The organism is Bacillus sp. FJAT-45037 (assembly GCF_002797325.1).
In the GTDB taxonomy this organism is placed as follows: Bacteria; Bacillota; Bacilli; order Bacillales; family Bacillaceae_D; genus Alkalihalophilus.
Genome location: NZ_KZ454938.1, coordinates 530,777 through 545,927, shown reverse-complemented (window position 1 = coordinate 545,927; position 15,151 = coordinate 530,777). Strand labels below are relative to the sequence as shown.

Here is a 15,151-nt window from a genome sequence, read left to right as displayed (position 1 = left end):
GTAACTACTCCTCCATCTAAAGCATCGTTAGAATCTGTAAAAGAAGAGGTGATGAACATGATGCTGTTCATCACCTACAATGTGTTAATTCAGTAGATCATCAGCACTCATTTCTAATGCTTCAGCTGTTTCACGGATAATGTCATACATGCTATCATCGGTTGGCATATAATCGTTGTATCCACTCTCTTCTAGGAATTCACGAGCTTCCGGGTCATCCTTCATTTCATGGAATGCTTCAATCACAGCAGTACGCAAACTTTCAGGTAAATCCATGTTGATCGCTTGTGGTCCACGAGGTATTGGATCTGATTCAACAACCACTTTTAGCTTTTCAAAGTTTGGGTGATCTTGAACACGCTCAAATACACGTTCAATACATGTGTCACATACGCCTGCAACATCGACATCACCGTTTAAAATAGAATATAGTGATGCTTCATGACTTCCTGAGAATGTAACATAATCAAAGTGATCGTCTACTGTATCCATATCTAATCCTAAATGGTTAATTAACATTCCTTTCGGAAAAATATGACCAGATGCTGAAGCTGGGTCAGCATAGGCAATTGTTGTGCCTTCAAGGTCATCTAGAGAATCAATGCCCGAATCTTCTAACGTGATGAAGATCGCATGATAGGTTGCCTCGCTAGGATCTTCTACCCCCATCGCAAAGGCTTCTGCATTTGCTCGCTCATTTGCTAGCATATACGAGAAAGGACCAAAGCCAGATGCATGTAAATGTCCATTACGCATCGCTTCAATCAATGCATTATAGTCATTGCCAATAAACAACTCAAACTCAATTCCAAGACGGTCTTCCATGTAGTCAACAAGCGGTTCAAATCGTCTAGCTAACTCCGCTTGATCTTCTGTTGGTAGGATGCCATACACAAACTTTTCTGGCCAATCCGAACGGTCTATACCGTCTGATGCTTCAGCTTCAACCTCTGAACTTCCTGTTGACGTTTGATTAACCTCTTCACTTCCTCCACAAGCAGCCATCATTGCTACTGATACTGTTGCAAGCGACATCCCTAACCATCTTAATGCTTTCTTCATCATTCACCCTCCAGCCATTTGTTTTGTACAAGCCTTATATTACGGGTTAAAGATGAAGTGAGTATAATGGTCTTGTGCTAAAATAGTAAAAATTGTTAGTAAATTCTAAAGAATGTAGATTTACAATTAAGAAGAGGGGATGTAACCCACCTACCCCTTAATAATCAGTTAAATTTTAACAATTACTTTACATTTTATAACAAATGAAGAACCAATCATTATCTAACTCGTTTTATGTACAGTCGGTCAGTAAAGTATTACTGTAATAGAGGCTGACACTAAAATTCAAAAACACCACTCAGCAGTTGAGTGGTGTGATCGATTGTAGAGACGAGCCAGTTGCTCAGTTATACTTTTTATTCGGTGTCAGCAGTACTTATAGTGAGGGACTGACATTTTTTCTACGTTTCAACCGTTGCTCGATTCCTGCCATCCTCTTTACTTTGATAAAGTAATTTATCCGCTCCATCTACCGAGCATTTAACGTTTGCTTTGTTGGTTGGCTTTACTAAAAGCCCTCCAACGCTTATCGTTACCTTCTTATAATGGGAAGGAGCATGTTCAATATTCTTTGTTTCGACTGCTGTGACTAGTTCTTCTGTGAGCTCTTGTATGGACTTTTCCGTTGCCTTCTTTAAGATAATCATGAACTCTTCTCCACCATACCTTCCACAGAATGCTTGGTATTTCTTTGACACTGCCTCAAGTTCAGCTGCTACGTCTATTAATACTTGATCCCCAAAAATGTGTCCGTAATGATCATTGTATTTTTTAAAGTAATCAATATCGACAAAGATGATACCTAGTCTCTTTTTGGTTAAGGTATGTTTGGTCCATTGTTTTTGCAAGTATTTATCAAGGGACCGTCTATTTGCAATTCCTGTTAATCCGTCAGAGACCGCTAACTCTTTAAAGTGGGCCAACCTATTAACTCTGACATAAGATAAAACCAATAGAACAGCGGTAATAATTGATAGAACAGAGGATATAAGGACCAGCACCTTCCCTGTCCATGTGCTCGTTTGTTGTTGCTGTATAGACTTACTTATCTCATCACCAATCATTTCAGATAACAGGCTGTGTTCTACTCGAAAGCTATCCATATCTGCCTTGGTAGTTTTTAAAGCTACTTTCACATCTAAATTCGGATCAGCTGCCATCCGTTCGATTTGCAAATTCAAACTCTCACTTGTCTTTGTAGCACTTGGTATAAATTCTTCTTTAACCCGTAAATGGATCTCTGGGTAGCTTTCACTAAGGACTAGGAGGTTGAATATATTATGATCAAAACTCTTCATACTTCTGTAGTAAGACTCTAGAAACACGGAATCGTCAGTGTTTAGATACCCTCTCATGCCCGTCTCTTGATCTAGCAAGTTTCTTAGCACTCTATTCAGATTTGTTTCCATAGGATTTAGCGACTCGATAATATTGCTTGATTGCGTTTCAATTGATGTAAAGGAATTATAAATAACCAGACTTGTGAGTAAAACAACCGTTATAAAGAATGCATAAACATAATCTCGTAACCTTTTCATTTTTGAACTTTCACCTTTCTAAGCAAAATAAGTTCAATTGAATATCGAATAAGCTAATAATACACAAAATCATGCTCAAAAAGTAGTAAAATATTTAGAGGATGTGTCCGCCCTCTCTACTGTCATTCCCTCGTTAATGCTGACGACCAGACCTTCTTTGATTCTCTACCATCTGTCACAAATTCCACACGACACCCGCTATATTTTCTGATTTTTCTAAATTATAATGAAGGAAGTTGTTCTTTGTATCTATTCTTTTTCATTTTAAAACTGGCACGCTATCTATTTATAGGGAGTGATAAAAATGAACCCACGAACACTCGATACTTTTCTAGAAGAGCAAAATCAGATCATCGAAGCTCTCTATCGACCTGTCTTACTCAACCAATGGATGGCTGCAACGACTGGGGAGAAGGAATGGAATGAAAAGCATGAGAAGGCACTGAATCACTATTTCGCTCATTTCTCCAATGCTGAGTTATTTAAGAAGGTCGTATCTTACAGAGAGCAGGCACAGATTTCCTCTATTCAAATGCGTCAGCTAGATGATTTGTATTATAAAATGGTGAAAAATCAACTTGACCCGAGTGTCATAGCGGGTTCGTCAGAGTTAGCAAAGACGATCTCTCATTCTTTCAACACATACAGACCTATTTTAAAAGGAGATCACATTACGAATAATGACATTCTCACTATACTGAAGAAGAGTACGGATGATGACGAACGGAAAGAAGCTTGGCTCGCAAGTAAGCAGATTGGTAAAAAGCTTGAACAGCCAATCATAAAGTTAATTCATCAGAGAAATGAACATGCACAGGCTTTGGGCTATGACAACTTTTATGAGATGAGCTTTGAGACACAGGAACTGAACATAGATGAGGTTTTCAACATTTTCCAACAATTAAAAGACCGATCGGATGAACCTTTTAGACAAGTGAAAGATGAGATTGATGAAGAAATCTCTAGTAAGTTCAATCTATCAAAAGAAAAGATTCGCCCTTGGCATTATGTAGACCCATTTTTTCAGGAAGCACCTCCCGTTTGTGGAATAGAGTTGGACTCATTTTATGAAGGGAAAGATCTGGAGATAATCTTGCTAGACACCTTTGATGCGATGGGGATTGATGTTCGAGACGTCCTTGAAAAAAGTGATTTATATCCACGAGAAAACAAAAATCCGTTTGGCTTTTGCACGAACACGGATCGTATGAGCGATATTCGAGTGCTAGTGAATCTAGATCAAAGTGTGTACTGGGCGACTGCCTTGTTACACGAGTTTGGACATGCGGCTTACTTTAAATATATTGATCAAGATTGGCCATTCCTTCTCCGCTTCCACGCGCATTCTCTTACCACAGAGGCCATTGCGATGTTCTTTGGACGAATGACGAAACGATTCGATTGGCAACAACGATTTCTTGAAGTTGAGGAAGCTCAACTGTCCGGAGTGAAAACTCACATTGTAAAAATGCTACAGCGCCAAATGTTAGTCAATGCCCGGTGGATCATGACTTTTTGTTTTTTCGAGAGAGCATTATATGAAAATCCTGATCAAGATCTAAATCGATTATGGTGGCAGCTGGTAAAGGATATCCAATTGATCAATCCGCCTGATGACACGAGCTATCCAGACTGGGCTTCTAAGATGCACTTTTCTTTAGCGCCAGCCACTTATCAAGATTATCTATTAGGCGAATTGACTGCCTCACAGCTCGAGCACTTTATTGTAGATCACATATCAACGAATTTATATGTCCCTGAAGTGGGGCAATATTTAAAGGAGAACTTCTTTACATACGGCGCTTCCTTACACTGGAATGAAAAAATCAAGAAAGCGACAGGAGAATCGTTGAACCCGAGGTATTTTGTTGAGCAGTTTTTGTAGAGTGGGTCGAATAAGTGCGAGGGGATTGAGCTGATGTCTCAATCCCCTCGTAGGCATAATCGTTATTTTTGTTTCAGCATTTGTTTCAACTCTTTTTTACTTTCTCTGCTTACTAAAATATATAAGATGTCCCCTACCTTGATTTCCGTTTCCCCGTAAGGTGTAATGAGTTCATTTGATCTTATTATCGCGTTGATTAATACATCCTTTGGAAAATCAATTGAAGCTAGTGACTTATTTGTAATTTTTGTCTCTTCACTTACTTCAAACTCAATAATCTCAGCATTGGCTTTACCAATTGACACGAGTTCCAAAGAGTGTGGAGGATCAATTTTCTTCGGACCAACTAGGCCGAGCTTTTTTGCGAACAGGGCAATAGTCGAACCTTGAACTAAAGCAGAAATCATGACGACGAAAAAGATAACATTAAAGAACATTTGACTATTCTCTAAACCAGCTAACATCGGAAACGTTGCTAGAACAATCGGTACCGCTCCCCTCAAGCCAGCCCAAGAGAGAAATACTCGTTCTTTTAAATCATATCCCATTTTAAATGTCGATATGAAAACAGCAACTGGTCGTGCAATTATGACTAATATTATTGAAAGCAATAGTCCTTTTACAATAACATCAAACGTAATGAGCTGAGTTGGGAATACTAAAAGTCCTAAGATAGTAAACATCAGGATTTGGGCCATCCAAGCAAACCCTTCGTTAAATCTAAAAATTGATTGGCGATACGTCAGATCCGAGTTACCAATGACTAATGCTGCAACATAAACAGCTAATAACCCACTCGCTTGTACTATGTCTGTTAGACTATACGTTAACAAAGCGAACGCAAGAGCAAAAACAGGATACAACCCACTCGAATCTAAGTTAATCTCGTTAATCGCAAATGTTGCTAACTTCCCAAAAATCACCCCTATAACTAAGCCAATCCCCATTTGCCAGAAGAAAGAACCTACTAATAAGAAATAGGAAGGGTTACCAATAAGGATCAATTCGATAATGGTAATAGTTAAAAACATAGCCATAGGATCATTCGAACCAGATTCCGCTTCAAGCGTAGCACCTAACCTTGCTCGAATATTCCGACCTTTTAAAACAGCAAAAACCGCTGCAGCATCCGTAGAACCAACTATAGCACCAAACAGGAAACCCTCAAGCCAAGAAACATCTAATATTAATTTCGCCGCTAAAGCTACTATAACTGTCGTTAATATAACTCCTAATGTAGCAAGAGAAAGCGCTGGCTTAGTTACTGATTTAACCGTCGACCATTTTGTCTGTAATCCACCTTCAAATAGAATGATAATTAAAGCAAATATACCAATCAGTTGAGCCATTTGAGGATTATCAAAATGAATAAGACCAAGGCCATCACTACCTGTTAACATTCCTACGAGAATAAAAAGAATAAGGGCTGGTACTCCTAGACGAGAAGAGAACTTTGTTGTTAAAACACCAATGATTAAAAGTAAAGCACTTAATAAAATAAAATAGTCGTTGTATGATTGATCAATCAAAACTCAGCCTTCTTTCCATTAAAGTAGATATACTCTATCTATTTTTTATAAGTTCACATCTATTTTAATAAGTTGTTCTTCATTTTCATCTATACCAATATAGCGTAGAGTGTCAGATGAAGTAGAGTGATTATAGATAGATTTCAATATGGAAATCGCAGTACCTTTCCGATATGCATGATAACCAAACGTCTTTCTAAGTGTATGAGTACCGATATTACCTGGTATCCCCACTTCCTTAGCAGCATGATTAATAATTCGGTACGCTTGTTGACGTGTGATGGGTAGATTGTTTTTCTTAGACTTAAACAAATAATCATCTTGTCCCAGTTCTAAATTTAGTAAATAGTTACTAATTGCTAATTTTACTTTTGTATTCAAGAAATGTGCTTTTCTTTTGGCACTCGTTTCTTCAAATACAAAAATAAAATCTGTAGGATTAACCCCATCCCATACGTCTTCAACCTTAAGTTGTAGTAAGTCACTAACCCTTATTCCAGTATTAATTCCAAGTACAAAAAGAAGCAGGTCTCTATCCGATTTCTTCTTTAATTCTACTTTCATTTCATCTATTTTCTCGATTTCTTTTATAGGCTCAACATATTCCAAATGGTACCACCCTTTTATAATGTTACTTAACACTACTTATATTGTAGAATGAGTAACTTTAATCTGTCAAAAAAATCGGCGTAATGTTTAAAAATATCAGTCTACCAGTCTAGTAAAATGTTAATGTGATCGTAGAAACCAAAGAGTTACTAATGTGAGAAATATATGTTAGATTATTGTTATAATCTAGTATACTTTTACATCTATTGAGGGGGGGGGCCGCAATCATGAGTCCTATTCGCTTTTTGCTTTATCAATGTTTTTTATTTACGGCTCTTATCCTACTTAATTTTTACACTAACCCCTACATCAGCAAGCCCTTTACTCGTGTAGATGCTATAGCGCTTGCGATTACTACACCAATCTTATTTTTGCTACTTGGCTTGCAAAACTTTCTATACACACGTTTCCATTCCAAGCTCCGAAAAAAGATCATTCTTTCGATTGCAGCTTTTGTTTTTGTCGTAATTATAATGGTCCTACTTGAGAATATTTGGTTTGAGATTAAAGGGGACATGTTATTTAAGTGATGAAGAGGAGGCGAATCTGTTTAGGATTCTTATTTACTCTTAGTCTCTTTCATTTTGGTAGTCAAATTTCATTTGAGATCAACCTCCCGTATGGATTAACGATTACAACTGGGATTATTTTATTGTTTAGTTTGTATATGTTGAAAGTAGTATTGAATGCAGATCTTTATCAAATGATGCATGTTCGTGATTCTTTCCAATATACTCACGGACATGAAGAAGTTCTTCGATGTACACTTTGTATCCTACTCCTTCAACACACTCTCTCATTAATGCTTCATGAAGTGTTTCGCCATGTTCCTGCCCACCACCAGGGACAAGATAAAAATAACCTTCATTGTCCTAGTTTTTAGTTAGTAAAATTTTTCTCTTACAAATGATAATCGCTTTTGTTGAATAACTACTATTCATCTGTATTTTCCTATTCTTTGAAGTAAGAAGGTTACGGATATCAACGATTATTTTTATCTATTCAAAGGATGAAAAATCCCCCCAAATCAAACATCATCTATTCCGTTAAAAGAATGACATCAAGAACGTCTAGCATAGAGCAGTTACATAAATTATACCTGAAATAACAAAGACCAAGTGCTGCTAACACTTGGCCAAGTAGAAACTTATATGCCGCGAGATGAGCGGCATATAAGTTTATTGCTGGAATAGCTCACCTTACTTTTCTAGGGCAAGGGTAGGTATTTCTTTTGGTTTATATGGTGGGGTCTTACATTTATACAAACCTTATTCCCTAGATAACTTCGGAACAATATAGACTGAAAGAACACTAACTAGCAAATGTAAAATATGTGCAGTCATTTTATATTGTTCGTGTAAGTCGACTTCTGCAGTGTAGGTATTAAATAAAAATCCTAAAACGACAAGTACAATAAACCAAGCTATAGGATTTTTTGTAAACTTTTGCAATAAGTAAAAGATGATACTACTTATAAAAACTGCGATGAATGTGGCAAATGTAATAAACACGATATAAAGGGTATCGCGGTCTTGGCCAACAAACCCAAATTCATGGCCGAACAATAGACTTAGTAAAACAAATCCTATGTTAGCGAGTATCGCTGTAATAAGACCTGCGAGTAAACCTACTTTTAAATAGGACCTAAATTTTTTCTCATACATCCCTGTCACTCCCCTCCTTCCTTAATTCCAACCTTCTTGAAAATCGTTTGCAAATTGCTCAAATGATATAGGATCTCGTTTCAAAATATCTTTCACCTCATTTGTTACTTTCTCAGCTTTACCTAATCTAGTTAATACATAAAGCATTGTCATGACATTGGCAAATTCCTTCTTTATGCCTCTTTTAATCAATGTTCTACGAAATTCGTACACTCCGGGATTTTTATATTCTATTTTTCTCCCAAGTGTTTTGGACAAGATAAGAGCCACTTCATTATAGTCAATCGCTTCTGATCCTGTTAATGTATACTCTCGCCATATATGCCCTTCTTCTAACAAGCAAGTCGCAGCAACAGCGGCAATATCTCTTGTATCTATAAAGCTAGTTTTTGCCTTACCAACTGGTATAAAAAGTTCATTTCGTAAAGCTATATCCTCACGATGAGTTGTATTTAAATTCTGCATAAAAAATCCAGGTCTTAAAAACGTATAAACGATACCAGATTCCCGAATAAGGTTTTCAATTTTCCGGTGAGGTACGATTGGATTTTTCTCAACACCCATTAACGAGACAAAGACAATTTGCTTAATCTTCTTTTCTTTCATCCTTTCTATGAAAGGCTGCATATCCTTTTTCGGTTTGGCTAGCTGCGGTGGACGAATTAAAAATACCTTTTGAACTCCATCTAAAGCGTGATCAAATAAAGTTGGATTCATGAAATCAAATTCTACAAGCTCCACATCTAAACCAGTAAATGCAACCCTATCTTTTTCAATATTACGAACTGCGACTCGAACCTTTGATTTTTTGGCTACTAACTCACAAACCACACAATAACCAATGTTACCTGTTGCACCTGTGACCAAAATATCTTTGCTCATGAAATATCCTCCTTTTTTATAGACCAGTCTATATATTTTCTCAAAAAAGTCATACTGTACTGTATAACCTTACTTTATTGGCATAAATTTGGAATGTACCGAGCGATTTGCCTCAAAGGTTCACAATCCTTTGTCGTTATCACAATGATAAAGGCTCCTTCAATCATCGCATTAATAACTAACCCTAATTCTAGCGCCTTTTTCTCCTCAAATCCTGACTCTACTAACTTTTTAGCAAAGACTTCATGCCACTTCTCATATGCTTGTTGGCAAGACTGGCGAATGACTTCACTTGTCTGTGCCGTTTCTAATGCAACCGAGGCAACAGGTAAGCCTTGTTTGGTTTCATAACTCTTAAATGCATTAGCTAAATTCAGAATAAATTGTTGGATTGCTTCGATGGGATCGTCGTAATCTTTTAATCCCTCTTGAATTCGCATTGTCACTAAGTCAGCCGTACGACCAACAGCTACACTAGCTAACTCCTCTTTTCCATTCGGGAAATAATAATACAACGATCCCTTAGGTGCACCACTTTCTTGTATAATCTGGTTCAACCCTGTAGCATAATATCCTTGTTTTTGGAATAATCGGGAAGCTGTATCAATAATTTTATCTTTTGATGACTTCTTTGATTCAGACATAACTATCACTCCTGCATTAAATTATAACGATCGGTCTATATATATATATTATACTATAAATTAACATATGAGAAGATTTAAGAAATCAATCTACGATTATTTTTAGGTGTCCGTTCCACTATCAGTTAAAGTATTACTATGGTGGGGAACTGACGTCATAACTAACCGTTTGATCATGATGGCTCTAATTGAGAATATTTGGTTTGAGATTAAACGGGACATGTTATTTAAGTGATGCAAAGGAGGTAACATGTTGGCAGCAAATACATGGACATCCTCTTCGTACATAGTAAAAAACACCTACCCAAACAGATAAGTGCTCCTACTTATTCACTTGCACTTCAATCATCTACGATTTTCGCCAGAATGTTGTACAGTCTGCCTTATCCGTCAGATTAAAATCAATCATCTTCTCAAGTAATGAATAATCAACCTGCTTGTTCCAAGGGATGCGGATTAACTCCTTTGTATAGTCATATCCGGCTTTCCCAATATCATCCTCGACATGTGTGATGGCTACTCTTTCAGGAGCAACGGCTACATGCTTTTTTGATATGCTAAAGCCAATAATAAATGTGCCATGATCGGTAAACATCGGTTGATTCCATTTGATCTCTGTCTCTAAATGAGGATAGTGATCACCTACCCACGTCAAGATTTCTTCCGTTCGTTCGCGATGTAGAGGGTCATCAATCTCCTTTAAAAAATCCGCAATAGCTTTCATATGGTTTCCTCCTAGAAAAACGCGTCGGTAAGTAACCAACGCGTTCTATTAAATTTATAACTATTTTACACTAAACACTCTTATTTATAGCACTCAAATAGAGGTCTAATGAATCTTCTACTTCTCTTTTGACTAATTCAATAAAATCATCATATTCTTTCTGTGTATGTGCTTTATCTAACGCTTCGTAATACGCTAGTCGGTTTTCTACTTTAATCACAACTGGTGGAAAACCATCTTTCATCAGCTCTACATTCAATAATAAGCGTGACGTCCGTCCGTTCCCATCTATGAATGGGTGAATTCCGACAAAGTTAGCGTGTAACATTGCACCACGGACAACTGAATTGGCTGCCATCTCAGGATTGACAGGCATCTCATCAGACAAAAGGATAAGCGCTGTGAATTTTAATCAGTTCTTTTAGCCAAATAAAGGTCGAATATAAATCATCGACGATTCCGCGTCGATCTCTACCATCATCCAACTTTTCATCGCAGACAAACACTCATGAAGTCATCAATAAATCACCCGTTTCTAACGGAGTAAACGACGAGCGATTTTCATACAGGTGATGAGAGATACGCAACATAATATCCGTCACAGCTTTATTGTCTGGAAAGTAGTCATATCGGTAATTTGGCTCGGCTGATGTTAATAACGCTGTATTTTTATAAAGCCTAAGCTGAAATTGGCTATGCTTTTCAATGTCCTCCATAATCCGATTACGAAACGTCCGTATGTAGGTAAAGTCCGCATCTCCCACTGATGTCCGGTGAACAGCTGGCGAGAAAAACAACTGACGATAGACACGTTTTCTTCGCTCGTCCTCCTGCTGAATCTTCCAATCTTCTTGAAGTAAGCCGCGCCAATTTGTAAATTCAGTTAAATCCTCTGGAAACGCCCGGATAAAATATTTACTATAGACGGTTGTTTCATAAAGAACCTCTTGCTCCTGATCAGTATCAAATTGCTGAATATTCCCGTCGAGAAGGTCTGCTAACAAAATAATTATCGAACAACTTATTTAAGTAGTTTTATTCGTCCGGGTAATACAAATGCGGTCGAATCGTCATCTCTTTATGTTTTAATGTCTCTCCTTTAAAGCGTAGCCAAATTTCATCGTCCGCCATCACACCATGTGTTTTCCGCACAATCCCCCAGCGATTATAGCTGTTTAACCCAAGTAGTCCCAGTAATTCATCTGCGTTATGCCTTGTCTCAGGGAACACACGCCATTTCAGCCATCGCTCTAGTTCTTCTCTTGTAATGTAGCCCTCAGGATTCGGTGAAAATTGTTTATTGAACCCGGTTATATAATTAACCACATAAGGTTTCTCACTTCCATTAGGTTTCAAATTCACCTCAGCTATCACATCATCAAAAAGCATGACATCAAATCTCATATAGTCAACCATTTCAACACCTACTTCTTAATCAATTATTAACTTTTGTATACGAGGATCTTTCAATTGAGAAAGTACTACGTCCTTGGCTCTTCCCAGATCATAATAAGGCTTATCTAGCATTTCTATCAATAAGTCCCCCATGATAAAAGGATCTCCTTTATATAAATCGAACTGTTTCGAAAAAGATGAGTTGAGTGGTTTAGCTTTTACTTTTCGTTTTAAGATACTCAGCGGCAAGTGCAATGGATAATCTTTCACATCAGATAATAAACTTAAACCATGATCAAAATTTGGAGCTAAAGCCCATACCTCTGTTTCAGGATTAAAGAGAAACAAAATATTATTTGTATGCCGGTCTTCATTTAAGATGAATGCATCAAAGGCCAACATTTGTGAGATTTCATTAGCGACATCAAGACTAGTAAATTCATATACTTTATCCATCAAAGCCTGAAATTTATCTGAGGTTGAATACCGTGTATTATTAAGAATATCGTCAGTTGCTTCAAAATGGGCTTCAAATAAACGTTCTAGAGTCACTTCTTGTAAAGAACCGCGGAAGTCATATGAATAACAGCCCTCTGTCACGGTACCATCATATTTTTCAATATAGCAAGGTGTATACGTAACATATGATGACGCCGGTAAAGTCGAGCATTGAAGAACAAGAGAAGCAACATACTCTGCCATATTTTCGTATCCACGAGTGTTTTCTTTAATCCACTTTCCTCCAACTACCCACTTCGACTGATCACCCTTACTCGACGTACTAATAACTACATTAGCTTCTTTAGGAATAAAGACTTTGTCCATTTTTCTCACCCATTCATCCATTCTTTTATCTCTTAATTTTAGGATATCATACTGAGTACTAATCAAGTTCCCCCATACGAAACAACTTCTCCGTAAATTAAACTGTTTTCACCTCTACTCCCCTAAGCCTTTCGACAATTAGAGTAGATTTACCTTTTATTCATACAGGAAATAAATAGAAAACCTACAATCGATGATAGATCATAATTAGATAAGGTGAAAACTTAGGACGGGAACTGACGTCATAACTAACCGTTTAATTCATTCCATATTTTGTTATAATATAGAAGAGAATACTTTTAAGGGGGATTGTTCATGAGCAATCAAGACGAGCAACGAGATCGTGACTGGGTTGTTAGTTCGGCTATTGGCATCTTGGGTGATGTTGTGTTGTTTGTGCCTCGCTTGATTATAGCGTTCGTCAAAGGAATCACTTAACTGACTAATGATCGCTAAGTGATTGTGTTCGATATGTGCTATAATGAACCATCAACTTATTAGAAGATCTATTGGAGGTACCATGTTAACATTTGAAGAAAAGCTAGCTATTATTGAATCATTCTCTGAACTTGAGCGTCATGATGTGTCATTAGGAAGAGTGAACTTCCATTATAATGAGAGTGCATCTGAACATAAAAATGTCGTCTATCACTTACATCCGAACGGAAACGGCTTTGTTTACGGTCGTAAGCTTCAAGGCTATTCAGCGGACAAAAAAGGAATGGTCAACATCCGTGACTATTCTGAGACTGAATTGCATACGATCATTGCTGCATCGATTGACTCGTTAACGATCGATCCTGAAGATATTGTCGACGAACCGACTGAAAGCACATGGATTAATCGAAACACTGTAGCACTTACCCTCATCAATGAGGAAGGTACGTGGAACGTTTACACCGAAGACGACCAATTAGACGGTACATTCACAACCTACAGCGAAGCCGCTCATTATTTAGACGAAGAAGGCTTTGAACAGATTTAAGAAAAGATAACGATCACCTCAAAGAAGCCCGGAGTTTGTAACTCTGAGCTTCTTTTATGTACGATCGATGCAGATCATTTGTTTTCATATTCACGTTGAGTTGAGTTATCTGTGCATCATGTTAGACCTTCAGCGAGCCTCGAAACCCCCTTGCAGCATAGTAGGATTCTGCTCCATTGTGGTATACAAAGACAGTGTCGTAACGACGATCACAGAAAAGGGCTCCACCGAGTTTTCTAATAGTGTTCGGTGTTTGCACCCAGCTCGACGTTTTCATATCAACATTTTCTAATTTCTGCAACTCTCGGTATTGTTCTTCCGTTAAAATCTCAATTCCCATGTCAATTGCCATATCAATCGCGTTATTTTCTGGCTTGTACTTCTTCCTTGATTCTAGCGCTTCATGATCGTAACAAACACTTCTACGACCTTTAGGACTTTCAGCTGAACAATCATAAAAAATTTATTCGTCCGTCTTTTTATCATGCCCAACAACATCCGGATCACCGCCAGTTCCTTCCATTTCATTAAGGGACCATAGCTTTTCAGTATTAGCCTCGAGCTTTGCTTGGACACTCCCCCATTCAAGACCCTCATGACGGTTCATATTTTTCTCAAAACGGTCTTTCAATACTTTGAGTAATTCATCGCGTTGTTCTTGTGACAAGTCCTTCTTTCGCTTTGTCATATTAGCTTCCCCCTTGTCGTTTTTACTAATATTTGGTGAACTATAATTCAATGTGTTTAATGATTCGTGCTGGGTTGCCACCGACTACTACATTATCTGGTACATCTTTAGTCACTACTGTTCCCGATGCGATTACCACGTTGTTTCCGACAGTTACACCGGGGTTCACTATTGCAGCTCCACCTATCCACACATTGTTTCCAAATGTAATTGGCTTTGCATATTCTTTACCGATATTACGCTCAGTTGGATGAAGAGGATGTGTCGCCGTATAGATTTGTACGCCAGGCGCTAACATACAATTATCTCCGAATGTCACTTCACATACATCTAAGATCGTGCAATCGAAATTGGCAAAAAAGTTTTCTCCTACGTGCGTGTTATATCCATAATCAAAACGAATATTCGGCTCCATATATACGTTTTCTCCTGTAGAACCTAATAATTCCTTTAAGATGCCACTCCGTCTTTGCCCTTCAGTTTCTGCTGTTTCATTATATACCCTAACTTTCCGCCTTGCTTCCTCACGTTCTTTCAACAAAACTGGATCAGCTGGATTGTACATTTCCCCTGCTAGCATTTTCTCTTTTTCCGTTTTCACAAGGATCATCTTCCTTCTTTAATTTATGTAATTAATTATACCATCTCAAATAATGAAAAATAAAACAGACCTCAATATAGCTCATCACCATGGTAATGAGTAACGTCCTCCCATCGATCT

18 protein-coding genes and 1 pseudogene are annotated in these 15,151 nt (G+C 37.7%); 5 read left to right on the top strand and 14 right to left on the bottom strand.

Annotated features, from left to right (window positions below; genetic code table 11):
* Positions 1 to 84: 84 nt before the first annotated feature.
* Both CDZ88_RS02675 and CDZ88_RS02670 read right to left on the bottom strand, forming a co-directional pair.
* Positions 85 to 1,062 (bottom strand): phosphate/phosphite/phosphonate ABC transporter substrate-binding protein, encoded by a 978-nt coding sequence (locus CDZ88_RS02675; protein ID WP_157796442.1) that lies wholly within the window; start codon positions 1,060 to 1,062, stop codon positions 85 to 87.
* A 401-nt stretch (positions 1,063 to 1,463) separates the two neighbouring features.
* Entirely contained in the window at positions 1,464 to 2,600 is a 1,137-nt protein-coding gene (locus CDZ88_RS02670; RefSeq protein ID WP_100372068.1) for a diguanylate cyclase domain-containing protein, read from the bottom strand.
* Between the two features lie 304 nt (positions 2,601 to 2,904).
* Between CDZ88_RS02670 and CDZ88_RS02665 the strand changes: the two genes are divergently transcribed.
* A complete protein-coding gene (locus tag CDZ88_RS02665; RefSeq protein ID WP_100372067.1) occupies positions 2,905 to 4,485 on the top strand; it encodes a M3 family metallopeptidase in 1,581 nt (526 codons plus the stop codon).
* Positions 4,486 to 4,547: 62 nt separating this feature from the next.
* Here the strand turns inward: CDZ88_RS02665 and CDZ88_RS02660 are convergent, their stop codons facing one another.
* Together CDZ88_RS02660 and CDZ88_RS02655 are read right to left on the bottom strand one after the other, a co-directional pair.
* Entirely contained in the window at positions 4,548 to 6,014 is a 1,467-nt protein-coding gene (locus CDZ88_RS02660) for a potassium/proton antiporter (RefSeq protein ID WP_100372066.1), read from the bottom strand.
* A gap of 45 nt (positions 6,015 to 6,059) precedes the next feature.
* Positions 6,060 to 6,623 (bottom strand): tyrosine-type recombinase/integrase, encoded by a 564-nt coding sequence (locus tag CDZ88_RS02655; RefSeq protein ID WP_100372065.1) that lies wholly within the window; start codon positions 6,621 to 6,623, stop codon positions 6,060 to 6,062.
* A gap of 227 nt (positions 6,624 to 6,850) precedes the next feature.
* Here CDZ88_RS02655 and CDZ88_RS02650 point away from each other — a divergent pair, with 227 nt between their 5' ends.
* Positions 6,851 to 7,153, top strand: a complete 303-nt coding sequence (locus tag CDZ88_RS02650; protein ID WP_100372064.1) for a hypothetical protein — start codon at positions 6,851 to 6,853, stop codon at positions 7,151 to 7,153.
* Complete coding sequence (locus CDZ88_RS17945; protein WP_157796441.1) at positions 7,150 to 7,506, top strand: hypothetical protein; 357 nt, start codon at positions 7,150 to 7,152, stop codon at positions 7,504 to 7,506. The genes CDZ88_RS02650 and CDZ88_RS17945 overlap by 4 nt, the downstream gene beginning before the upstream one ends.
* Before the next feature lie 385 nt (positions 7,507 to 7,891).
* Here CDZ88_RS17945 and CDZ88_RS02645 read toward each other — a convergent pair whose 3' ends face one another.
* The 8 genes from CDZ88_RS02645 to CDZ88_RS02610 all read right to left on the bottom strand — a co-directional run bounded on the left by CDZ88_RS02645 (position 7,892) and on the right by CDZ88_RS02610 (position 12,778).
* Positions 7,892 to 8,287 (bottom strand): DUF6069 family protein, encoded by a 396-nt coding sequence (locus tag CDZ88_RS02645; RefSeq protein WP_100372063.1) that lies wholly within the window; start codon positions 8,285 to 8,287, stop codon positions 7,892 to 7,894.
* A gap of 21 nt (positions 8,288 to 8,308) precedes the next feature.
* Complete coding sequence (locus tag CDZ88_RS02640; protein ID WP_100372062.1) at positions 8,309 to 9,169, bottom strand: SDR family oxidoreductase; 861 nt, start codon at positions 9,167 to 9,169, stop codon at positions 8,309 to 8,311.
* Positions 9,170 to 9,243: 74 nt separating this feature from the next.
* On the bottom strand, positions 9,244 to 9,813 hold the full coding sequence (locus tag CDZ88_RS02635; protein ID WP_100372061.1) for a TetR/AcrR family transcriptional regulator: 570 nt from the start codon (positions 9,811 to 9,813) through the stop codon (positions 9,244 to 9,246).
* 349 nt (positions 9,814 to 10,162) lie between these two features.
* The gene (locus CDZ88_RS02630) at positions 10,163 to 10,537 is read right to left on the bottom strand and encodes an iron chaperone (RefSeq protein WP_100372060.1); all 375 of its coding nucleotides are present in this window, start codon (positions 10,535 to 10,537) and stop codon (positions 10,163 to 10,165) included.
* Between the two features lie 70 nt (positions 10,538 to 10,607).
* Positions 10,608 to 10,925 carry a Fic family protein gene (locus tag CDZ88_RS02625; RefSeq protein ID WP_232718532.1) on the bottom strand — a complete coding sequence of 106 codons (318 nt, stop codon included), beginning with the start codon at positions 10,923 to 10,925 and terminating at the stop codon, positions 10,608 to 10,610.
* 118 nt (positions 10,926 to 11,043) lie between these two features.
* Positions 11,044 to 11,541, bottom strand: coding sequence for a DUF2398 family protein (locus CDZ88_RS02620; RefSeq protein ID WP_157796440.1), 498 nt, complete (start codon positions 11,539 to 11,541; stop codon positions 11,044 to 11,046).
* 31 nt (positions 11,542 to 11,572) lie between these two features.
* On the bottom strand, positions 11,573 to 11,953 hold the full coding sequence (locus tag CDZ88_RS02615; protein WP_100372058.1) for a hypothetical protein: 381 nt from the start codon (positions 11,951 to 11,953) through the stop codon (positions 11,573 to 11,575).
* Between the two features lie 15 nt (positions 11,954 to 11,968).
* On the bottom strand, positions 11,969 to 12,778 hold the full coding sequence (locus CDZ88_RS02610; RefSeq protein WP_232718531.1) for a hypothetical protein: 810 nt from the start codon (positions 12,776 to 12,778) through the stop codon (positions 11,969 to 11,971).
* Positions 12,779 to 13,072: 294 nt separating this feature from the next.
* Between CDZ88_RS02610 and CDZ88_RS17800 the strand changes: the two genes are divergently transcribed.
* Both CDZ88_RS17800 and CDZ88_RS02605 read left to right on the top strand, forming a co-directional pair.
* Positions 13,073 to 13,195 carry a hypothetical protein gene (locus tag CDZ88_RS17800; RefSeq protein WP_269799247.1) on the top strand — a complete coding sequence of 41 codons (123 nt, stop codon included), beginning with the start codon at positions 13,073 to 13,075 and terminating at the stop codon, positions 13,193 to 13,195.
* Positions 13,196 to 13,277: 82 nt separating this feature from the next.
* Positions 13,278 to 13,742, top strand: a complete 465-nt coding sequence (locus CDZ88_RS02605) for a hypothetical protein (protein ID WP_100372057.1) — start codon at positions 13,278 to 13,280, stop codon at positions 13,740 to 13,742.
* 121 nt (positions 13,743 to 13,863) lie between these two features.
* Here the strand turns inward: CDZ88_RS02605 and CDZ88_RS02600 are convergent.
* Positions 13,864 to 14,430 (bottom strand): annotated as a pseudogene (locus tag CDZ88_RS02600) (DUF4256 domain-containing protein).
* A gap of 40 nt (positions 14,431 to 14,470) precedes the next feature.
* The gene (locus tag CDZ88_RS02595) at positions 14,471 to 15,031 is read right to left on the bottom strand and encodes a sugar O-acetyltransferase (RefSeq protein WP_100374575.1); all 561 of its coding nucleotides are present in this window, start codon (positions 15,029 to 15,031) and stop codon (positions 14,471 to 14,473) included.
* Positions 15,032 to 15,151: the final 120 nt, after the last annotated feature.

Excerpts from the sequence above, each read along its gene's own strand:
- CDZ88_RS02650 (WP_100372064.1), top strand. The coding sequence starts at position 6,851 with ATGAGTCCTATTCGCTTTTTGCTTTATCAATGTTTTTTATTTACGGCT.
- CDZ88_RS02675 (WP_157796442.1), bottom strand. The coding sequence starts at position 1,062 with ATGAAGAAAGCATTAAGATGGTTAGGGATGTCGCTTGCAACAGTATCA.
- CDZ88_RS02635 (WP_100372061.1), bottom strand. The coding sequence starts at position 9,813 with ATGTCTGAATCAAAGAAGTCATCAAAAGATAAAATTATTGATACAGCT.
- CDZ88_RS02670 (WP_100372068.1), bottom strand. The coding sequence starts at position 2,600 with ATGAAAAGGTTACGAGATTATGTTTATGCATTCTTTATAACGGTTGTT.
- CDZ88_RS17800 (WP_269799247.1), top strand. The coding sequence starts at position 13,073 with ATGAGCAATCAAGACGAGCAACGAGATCGTGACTGGGTTGTTAGTTCG.
- CDZ88_RS02645 (WP_100372063.1), bottom strand. The coding sequence starts at position 8,287 with ATGTATGAGAAAAAATTTAGGTCCTATTTAAAAGTAGGTTTACTCGCA.
- CDZ88_RS02605 (WP_100372057.1), top strand. The coding sequence starts at position 13,278 with ATGTTAACATTTGAAGAAAAGCTAGCTATTATTGAATCATTCTCTGAA.
- CDZ88_RS02615 (WP_100372058.1), bottom strand. The coding sequence starts at position 11,953 with ATGGTTGACTATATGAGATTTGATGTCATGCTTTTTGATGATGTGATA.
- CDZ88_RS02665 (WP_100372067.1), top strand. The coding sequence starts at position 2,905 with ATGAACCCACGAACACTCGATACTTTTCTAGAAGAGCAAAATCAGATC.
- CDZ88_RS02610 (WP_232718531.1), bottom strand. The coding sequence starts at position 12,778 with ATGGATGAATGGGTGAGAAAAATGGACAAAGTCTTTATTCCTAAAGAA.
- CDZ88_RS02640 (WP_100372062.1), bottom strand. The coding sequence starts at position 9,169 with ATGAGCAAAGATATTTTGGTCACAGGTGCAACAGGTAACATTGGTTAT.
- CDZ88_RS02630 (WP_100372060.1), bottom strand. The coding sequence starts at position 10,537 with ATGAAAGCTATTGCGGATTTTTTAAAGGAGATTGATGACCCTCTACAT.